The sequence below is a fragment of the Klebsiella sp. CN_Kp066 genome (assembly GCF_040065135.1).
Classification (GTDB): domain Bacteria; phylum Pseudomonadota; class Gammaproteobacteria; order Enterobacterales; family Enterobacteriaceae; genus Klebsiella; species Klebsiella oxytoca.
This window is the reverse complement of record NZ_JBEAIU010000011.1, coordinates 1-2,818: the sequence shown is the minus strand read 5'-3', so window position 1 is coordinate 2,818 and position 2,818 is coordinate 1. Positions and strand designations below refer to the sequence as shown.

3 protein-coding genes are annotated in these 2,818 nt (G+C 52.0%); 2 read left to right on the top strand and 1 reads right to left on the bottom strand.

Annotated features, from left to right (window positions below; all coding sequences use genetic code 11):
• Positions 1 to 274: 274 nt before the first annotated feature.
• Both ABLV75_RS02825 and ABLV75_RS02820 read left to right on the top strand, forming a co-directional pair.
• Positions 275 to 628 (top strand): YfeC-like transcriptional regulator, encoded by a 354-nt coding sequence (locus ABLV75_RS02825; RefSeq protein WP_004104315.1) that lies wholly within the window; start codon positions 275 to 277, stop codon positions 626 to 628.
• A gap of 4 nt (positions 629 to 632) precedes the next feature.
• Positions 633 to 1,025, top strand: a complete 393-nt coding sequence (locus ABLV75_RS02820) for a YfeC-like transcriptional regulator (RefSeq protein ID WP_004104316.1) — start codon at positions 633 to 635, stop codon at positions 1,023 to 1,025.
• Between the two features lie 60 nt (positions 1,026 to 1,085).
• Here the strand turns inward: ABLV75_RS02820 and gltX are convergent, their stop codons facing one another.
• Complete coding sequence (gene gltX, locus ABLV75_RS02815; RefSeq protein ID WP_004104317.1) at positions 1,086 to 2,504, bottom strand: glutamate--tRNA ligase; 1,419 nt, start codon at positions 2,502 to 2,504, stop codon at positions 1,086 to 1,088.
• Positions 2,505 to 2,818 lie beyond the last annotated feature (314 nt).

Sequence of the window (2,818 nt, the reverse complement as noted above, 5' to 3'; positions counted from 1 at the left end):
AACCGCTGACCTCTTGCATGCCATGCAAGCGCTCTCCCAGCTGAGCTATAGCCCCGTAACGTAAAGCGTGTCGTGTTGACGGGCGGCATAATATGAATTCCTTCGTCAGGTGTCAACGGCAAAATGAATCCCCGCAATTTGATCGCTGAAAAAGCAGGCAAACGGCTGACATTGCGAGCCTTATCGCAGCCAGAAGCTAAACATGTCACTCTTTCCTGTAAAAGGATGCTATAACATGTGCAACTAATTCCCACATATTTACTCAGGAAATAGTATGCTCAAGGAACGAATGACACCTGAAGAAATAGCGCATCTGACTGGCTTCAGTCGGCAAACCATAAACAAATGGGTACGTAAAGAGGGGTGGCAAACCTCCCCGCGCCCCGGCGTTCAGGGCGGTAAAGCGCGCCTCGTACATGTCAATGAGCAGGTTCGCGAATTCATACGCAGCGCGCAGCGCGTGGCCGAAAACCCGGTCCCCTACTCCGCAACGGATAACGAACTGGAATCTCTGCTTCTTACGCTGTGCAAAGAGATGACGCCGGGTGAGCAAAAGTTGCTGATGTCGCTGCTGTTGCGTGAAGGGATCACCGGATTACTCAACCGACTGGGTATCCGAGATCGGTGAAAGCATGATGAAACTTAAAGATAAAATGACGCCAGCGGAGCTCGCCGAGAGTCTTAACCTCGCCCGACAAACCATAAACCGCTGGGCCAGAGAACAAAAATGGCGGACGGAACCGATACCCGGAGTCAAAGGGGGGCGCGCTCGTCTTATCGTCATCGACAGGCCGGTTATCGATTTCCTCGCCAATATTCCGGCGCTACGGCATCTGGCGATAGATAATCAGCTGGCTGAACAGCCCGTCAAATACTTTGTGAATGATGCTGACGCCATATGGCGGCAGATTGTCGAAACCATGCACCTGATGACCCCGACCGAACAGTTACACCTGCGCGATCTTCTTGCGCGCGAGGGGATTAGCGGATTTCTCTCCCGGCTTGGTATTACTGATGCAAAGTAGCAGGCAAAAAAAACGGCGGGGTTAGCTATCCCCGCCGTTTTGCAATGTCTGTTTCAAGTATCAGGATTGTTGGCTTTCGCGTTCAGCAATAAAGGCCAGCGCCTTATTGATACGTTCTACGCTACGGGATTTGCCAATTGCATGCACGGTCACATCAAGCGCCGGAGACTGGCCTGCGCCGGTTACGGCAACTCGCAGCGGCATCCCGACTTTGCCCATCCCGACTTCCAGTTCATCAGCCGTCGCCTGAATCGCGTGATGAACATTTTCCGCAGTCCAGTCACTGATAGCGGCTAATTTATCGCGTACCACTTCCAGCGGCTGACGAGCAACAGGGCGCAGGTGCTTTTTCGCCGCATCGGCATCAAACTCGGCAAAATCTTCATAGAAATAACGGCAGCTCGCCGCCATCTCTTTCAGCGTTTTGCAGCGTTCGCCCAGCAGCTTAACCAGCTCAGCCAGCTGCGGGCCGTTACGGGTGTCGATATTTTCCTGCTCAATGTGCCACTGTAAATGCGTTGCCACATATTCCGGGGCCAGCGAGTTGATATAGTGATGGTTCAGCCACTGCAGTTTTTCGGTGTTGAACGCGCTCGCAGATTTGCTCACCGCTCCCAGGCTAAACAGCTTAATCATCTCTTCGCGAGAGAAAATTTCCTGGTCGCCGCTTGACCATCCCAGACGCACCAGATAGTTCAGCAGCGCTTCCGGCAGGTAGCCGTCGTCGCGATACTGCATAACGCTGACCGCGCCGTGACGCTTGGATAATTTTTTACCGTCATCGCCGTTAATCATCGAAACGTGGGCGTAAACCGGCACAGGCGCATTCAGCGCTTTCAGGATGTTAATCTGGCGCGGTGTATTGTTGATATGGTCTTCACCACGAATAACGTGGGTGATTTCCATATCCCAGTCGTCAACCACGACGCAGAAGTTATAGGTTGGAGAACCATCGGTACGGCGAATAATCAGATCGTCCAGCTCATGGTTGCTGAATTCGATCGGACCGCGAATCTGGTCGTCAAAAACAACGGACCCCTCTTCCGGGTTGGCAAAACGAACAACGCAAGGTTCATCATCAGCATGATGTTCGTGACCATGGCGGCAGCGACCGTCATAACGCGGCTTTTCGCCTTTTGCCATTTGTTCTTCACGCAGCGCTTCCAGACGCTCTTTAGAGCAATAGCATTTATAGGCCGTGCCCGCTTCCAGCATTTCATCAATGACGGCGTTATAGCGATCAAAACGCTTGGTCTGGAAGTACGGACCCTCATCCCATTCCAGGCTCAGCCAGTTCATACCATCCATGATGGCTTCAATGGCCTCCGGCGTGGAGCGCTCAAGATCGGTATCTTCAATACGCAGCACAAACTCACCGCCGTGGTTACGTGCAAAAAGCCAGGAATAGAGAGCAGTACGCGCGCCGCCAACGTGCAGATAGCCTGTCGGGCTGGGCGCGAAGCGAGTTTTGATTTTCATGAAGTGGCCTTACGTTTGATAAAGGTGCCGACACGCGGCAGTGTTCGTTGGATTTTATGGAGGAATATTCTAACACCGTGGGCTGATTCCTCAATGTTGTTACCGTTTCAACGTCAAGCTTTACCCTTTTTGTTTATAAATCATGCGTCATAGATGACATTGCGATCGTTTTGTTTAATTTTACGACGAACAAACAAATTATTTAGAAAAGGCGTTGACTCATTTTCAACTCTCCCTATAATGCGACTCCACACAGCGGGGGTGATTAGCTCAGCTGGGAGAGCACCTCCCTTACAAGGAGGGGGTCGGCGGTT

What these genes read in the sequence shown, in the direction of transcription:
- gltX (WP_004104317.1), bottom strand. Translation starts at nt 2,504, where the DNA reads ATGAAAATCAAAACTCGCTTCGCGCCCAGCCCGACAGGCTATCTGCAC.
- ABLV75_RS02825 (WP_004104315.1), top strand. Translation starts at nt 275, where the DNA reads ATGCTCAAGGAACGAATGACACCTGAAGAAATAGCGCATCTGACTGGC.
- ABLV75_RS02820 (WP_004104316.1), top strand. Translation starts at nt 633, where the DNA reads ATGATGAAACTTAAAGATAAAATGACGCCAGCGGAGCTCGCCGAGAGT.